Consider the following 4,873-nt stretch of genomic DNA (forward strand, 5'->3'; position numbering starts at 1 on the left):
CACCAGACGACCCGAGAACTTGCTCTGCTTTTCGGTGACCCCGACCACCCGCTCCACGGCGGAGAGGCGATCGCCCGGGCGAACGTGACGGAACAGCTCCCAGTCGTTACCGGCATAGAAGCCGTGAACGCCCGGCAGGCCCCAGCGCGTGCGGCCCAGCCAGCCGTAGGCCATCGGGAACATCGGGTGGCCCAGCTGGGTGGCATGGCGGGTGCCGTGGCCGTAACCGATATCGCGATACAGCGGGTTCAGGTCACCGATGCCGTTGCACCAGTTGCGCAGGGTGTCGGAGGTGGCGTCCTGCAGGTAGGGGCCTTCGGGGCGCAGCTGCAGGCCAATCATGGCCTTGGCATTGGCGATCGCCTCGTCGGTGATGAGGCCCTCGGCCGGGGCGGATCCCACGTTCTGTTTGGTCGCTTCGTTGGACATGCTCGTCTCCATCTTCTTGTTGGTTATACACTACGCTACGCTATCGAAATGGATAATGCATTATTTTTAGAAGCAGCGTCAATACTCATATGTGAGAAGTGATCATCAGCAATACGGGGCATAAAAAGGGATGAATAAAACTATATTTTCCTTTTTTAATAATTGCTTATAATTTCCACATTGCTGCTTTGACGATATTTTAAATTAAAATTTTTCTTATTCCATGCAAATAAAAGTCTTGACAATTAGCGTCAGGGAAACAAATATTCGGTTAAATAATGCATGATACATCGGGCGGTAGGCTGGATAGGATCCCTAACAAAGCTAATCGCTTTAAAAATCATCACTATAAAAAGCTACAACTATAAAAAGAGGCAAAAAATGACGCATTCCACACTGGTCGACGACTACCAGGATTGGGTTGGTCGCGAAGAAAAGCGGGAAGCCATGATCGCTGAGCCTGTCGTGCAAGCCATGGCGGCAGCTCTTGATCTCGATTCTGCGCCGCAAAGCGGTGAAGCTCTGCCTTGTGGTTGGCAGTGGCTCTTCTTCAATCCCAGCGTTCGTCGAAGCGGGTTGGGTGAGGACGGACATCCTGCTCGGGGTGGGTTTCTTCCCCCTGTCGCTCTGCCGCGCCGGATGTGGGCGGGTAGCCGCATCAGTTACCTTGCAAACATCCCGGTAGGCGCCGAGGCAGTTCGTCATAGCCGTATTTTAAAAGTTCAAAACAAGGAAGGCAGCAGGGGCTCGCTTTGCTTTGTAACCGTCGAGCATACTCTTTCCCATGGAGAGACAGTTTGCGTCGTTGAAGAACAGGATATCGTTTATCGAGACGCCACCCCACCTGGCGCACCTGCGCCGACACCGAAGCCTCATGAAATCGAGCCACAGTGGAGCCAAGCGTTTGTAGCGGATTCAACGCTTTTGTTTCGTTATTCTGCTTTAACGTTCAATGGTCACAGGATCCATTACGATCAATCCTATGCGCAAAATGAAGAAGGATATCCGGATCTGGTCGTCCACGGCCCTCTGACCGCGACGCTATTGCAGCAATTTGCAATTGATCATGCTGAAGGCAGGCAGCTCAAGCAGTTCGACTTTCGGGGCGTCGCTCCCTTGATCGTCAATCGGCCGTTTAAGTTGGAAGGGCGCCGGGGCGACGGCGATACACTGGAAGTCTGGGCGCGTGGCCCGCAGGGCGAGTTGGCAATGTCTGCTACTGCTCGTTTCGAGTAGTCTCATTTTGGAATACAACAAGAAGAGCTTAGTAATGAGTCAACATTTAAGCGGTTCATCAAATCTAAACGGCCAAGTCGCATTGATCACCGGTGGGGCTGGCGGTATAGGCAAAGCCACCGCAGAGGTGTTTAAACAAGCGGGCGCCCGCGTTATCGCCACCGATATTACTGAAAACGAAAACCTGGGCGATGGCATCGACTATCGCCGTTACGACGTTACTTCGCGGGCTGATACCGACAGGGTGATCGATGGTGTGATCAGTGATTATGGCCGCATCGATATTTTGGTGCTGTGTGCAGGCACCATCGCGCGTACTTCCCTGGCAGACAGCACCGATGACGAGTGGGACTCGATCTTCGCCGTAAACGTGCGGGGGGTGGTCAATCCCACCAGAAAGCTGTTTCCTATCATGATGGAACAGGGCTTTGGAAAAATGCTGGCAACCGGTTCGATTGCCGCAAAAAATGGTGGCGTTGCGTCAGGTCCAGCCTACGTAGCGGCCAAATCAGCGGTTCACGGGATGATGCGCTGGATAGCCAAAGCCGGAGCGCCTCATGGTGTTTACGCTAACATCCTGGCACCAGGCCCGGTTGAAACTGCCATGTGGGCTAGCCTGACGGATAATGCCGGCCCTTCAGCGAATTCCACCGTACCGCTTGGCCGCTACGGGACACCAGAAGATATTGCCCAGGGCGCACTGTTTTTGTGCTCGCCTGCTTCGAATTGGATTACCGGCACATCACTGGATATCAGTGGTGGCATGTGGATGGATTAAGGTAGGAAACTAACAATGACAACCATACCCACGATAGGTCTTATTGGTCTCGGTGTAATGGGCGGGCCCATGTGCAGAAATATTGCACTCAAGCATGACGGAGCGGTTATCGCCTTCGATATGCAGGCTAAAGCATTCGAGTTACTGGAAGGCACCAAGGCTCAAAAAGCAAACAGCATCGCTGACGTTGCCGCCGCCGCCGATATCGTTTTTCTTTCACTGCCGGGAGGCCCCCAGGTCAAAGAAGTCTGCCTGGGAGGAGAGGGGTTGGCCAGCGGCGAGCGCCACCCGTCCATTATTGTGGATCTAAGCACCACGGCCGTCGATCTATCCAGATCTGTGGCGACGAGCCTTGAAGAGCGGGGTATCCACTTTGCGGATGCCCCCGTGGCGCGTACGAGAGAAGCTGCTCAGCGTGGCGAGCTAAGTATCATGGTGGGCGCTTCAAACGAACTTTATCAAACGATCGAACCATTTCTGCGCTATATGGGGTCCGATGTAACCCATTGTGGTGAAAGCGGTTGTGGCCAAGTCGTTAAACTGGCCAACAATGCTTTGGTGTTCGAGAACACCATGGCGCTGGCTGAAATGATGGTGGTTTCCGAGCGCGCCGGCGTTCGACCTGAAGTGCTGCTTGATGCGGTATCGAAAGGCTCCGGCGATAGCTTTGCCTTGCGTAACCATGGCCAAAAATCGATGTTGCCCAGGCAATTTCCAGAGAGATCCTTTCCACCTGAATACGTCGTCAAGGATCTTGGCTATATGCTCGAGCTGGCATCACAGGTGGGTGTTGCTCCTCACGTAACCGAGTTGGCAGAGCGCTACTACAGAGCGACCGCCGATAATGGCTGGAGCGGGCGTTATTATCCTGCGGTCATAGAAGTGATCGATCGCAATATTAGCCTGAAGTGAATGTCGACAAGCATGACACCAGTCGTGGTGGGCGAGTCGTCCACCTCGATCAAGAGGAGCAGACCATGCAACGTTCAACTTTGAAGGGTAAGGTTCTAACGTCTGAACTGGCTTTTCCGGAAGGCCCGATTGCCATGCCCGATGGCAGCGTTCTAGTGGTTGAAATTCAGGGAGGCCGCTTGACCCGCGTACTGCCCAGCGGTGAGCTGCAGACCGTTGCAGAGGTTGGTGCCGGCCCTAACGGCGCGGCTATCGGTCCAGACGGCTATTGCTATGTTTGCAACAATGGCGGTTTTAGTTGGAGAACCGATGACGATTACACTCGTCCTACCGGCGCTGCCGAGAACTATGATGGCGGCGCGATACAGCGAGTCAATCTTGAAACCGGGCATATCGAGACGCTTTACACACACTGCGATGGCGTACCGCTTCATGGCCCCAATGATATCGTTTTTGATCGTGATGGCGGGTTTTGGTTTACCGATTTCGGCAAGAAGTTCGATGACCGCCTCATGCTGGGCTTTCTCTATTACGCGCGTGCCGATGGTAGTTCGATAACGCGCGCCGCCAAACATCTGCTGACACCCAACGGGGTAGGGTTGTCTCCAGATGGAAAAACGCTTTATGCCTCGGAGACAGAAAGTAGCCGGCTATGGGCCTACCCCATTACGGGGCAGGGGGAACTGGCGATCAAGCCGTGGCCATCTCCTAATGGCGGTGGGCTAATGCATGGACTTCCAGGTTATCAGCGGTTTGATTCTCTCGCAGTGGAAGAGTGCGGCAATATTTGTGTCGCGACGCTGGTCGAGGGTGGCATCAGCGTATTTTCTCCCGACGGAGAGCTTTTGGAGTTTCACGAGGCGCCCGAAGGATATTGCACCAATATCTGCTTCGGCGGCGCCGATATGAAAACTGCCTATATCACTCTTTCAGGCTATGGCCAGTTGCTCGAAGTCCCTTGGCCGCGCCCTGGTTTGAAACTCAACTTTTAACCCGATTGATTTTACCAGCAGCACAATGAGTAAATTGACGCGCATAAATATAAAATGCATTATGCATTAAAAGGAGATAACAATGTCCAATGAAACAGTGTCCAACGAAGCGACCAAACAGAACGTGGGATCCGCCCCGGCCGAGGGCCTCATCACCGACGAGGCGATCGCCAATGCCAAGGCCATGATTGGCTTGCAGCTTCGCCCCGAAGGCCCCTACCTGCAGGACGCCACCTCCGACACCCTGCGCAATTGGTGCAACGGCATCGGTGACCTGAACCCGCTGTATCGCGATATCGGTTACGGCCACGGCACCCGCCATGCCACCCAGCTGGGCCACCCGATGTTCCCGATGGCCTACGGCTGGCTGGGTCGGACGCGCTGGGGCCTGCCGGGCGTTCATGGCTTCTATGCCGGTAACGACTGGGAGCTGTTCCGTCACGTTCGCCCGGGCGATCGCCTCTCCGCCGTGGAGCGGGTGGTCGGGGTCACCGAAAAGCAGAGCAAGTTCTCGGGTCGTCTGGTA

General features: G+C 54.6%; 6 protein-coding genes. 5 read left to right on the forward strand and 1 reads right to left on the reverse strand.

Annotation, left to right across the window (positions count from 1 at the left end; translation table 11 throughout):
* A partial coding sequence (locus ACGLWX_RS18155) for a MaoC family dehydratase N-terminal domain-containing protein (protein WP_396241852.1) occupies window positions 1-429 on the reverse strand: 429 nt, incomplete at its 3' end.
* Between the two features lie 381 nt (window positions 430-810).
* On the opposite strand from ACGLWX_RS18155, the gene ACGLWX_RS18160 reads away from it, so the two are divergent.
* The 5 genes from ACGLWX_RS18160 to ACGLWX_RS18180 form a co-directional block, all read left to right on the forward strand.
* Complete coding sequence (locus ACGLWX_RS18160; RefSeq protein ID WP_396241854.1) at window positions 811-1,665, forward strand: MaoC family dehydratase N-terminal domain-containing protein; 855 nt, start codon at window positions 811-813, stop codon at window positions 1,663-1,665.
* Window positions 1,666-1,699: 34 nt separating this feature from the next.
* Window positions 1,700-2,443: an SDR family NAD(P)-dependent oxidoreductase gene (locus ACGLWX_RS18165; RefSeq protein ID WP_396241856.1), complete on the forward strand. Its 744-nt coding sequence runs from the start codon at window positions 1,700-1,702 to the stop codon at window positions 2,441-2,443.
* A 15-nt stretch (window positions 2,444-2,458) separates the two neighbouring features.
* A complete protein-coding gene (locus tag ACGLWX_RS18170) occupies window positions 2,459-3,355 on the forward strand; it encodes an NAD(P)-dependent oxidoreductase (protein ID WP_396241858.1) in 897 nt (298 codons plus the stop codon).
* Window positions 3,356-3,420: 65 nt separating this feature from the next.
* A complete protein-coding gene (locus tag ACGLWX_RS18175; protein ID WP_396241860.1) occupies window positions 3,421-4,347 on the forward strand; it encodes an SMP-30/gluconolactonase/LRE family protein in 927 nt (308 codons plus the stop codon).
* Between the two features lie 82 nt (window positions 4,348-4,429).
* On the forward strand, window positions 4,430-4,873 hold a 444-nt coding region (locus ACGLWX_RS18180; protein WP_396241862.1), incomplete at its 3' end, for a MaoC family dehydratase N-terminal domain-containing protein.

Source organism: Halomonas sp. HMF6819 (genome assembly GCF_044335525.1).
Taxonomy (GTDB): domain Bacteria; phylum Pseudomonadota; class Gammaproteobacteria; order Pseudomonadales; family Halomonadaceae; genus Vreelandella.

Bases quoted from the DNA above. Each gene is read 5' to 3' on its own strand.
- ACGLWX_RS18160 (WP_396241854.1), top strand. From the start codon at position 811: ATGACGCATTCCACACTGGTCGACGACTACCAGGATTGGGTTGGTCGC.
- ACGLWX_RS18165 (WP_396241856.1), top strand. From the start codon at position 1,700: ATGAGTCAACATTTAAGCGGTTCATCAAATCTAAACGGCCAAGTCGCA.
- ACGLWX_RS18170 (WP_396241858.1), top strand. From the start codon at position 2,459: ATGACAACCATACCCACGATAGGTCTTATTGGTCTCGGTGTAATGGGC.
- ACGLWX_RS18175 (WP_396241860.1), top strand. From the start codon at position 3,421: ATGCAACGTTCAACTTTGAAGGGTAAGGTTCTAACGTCTGAACTGGCT.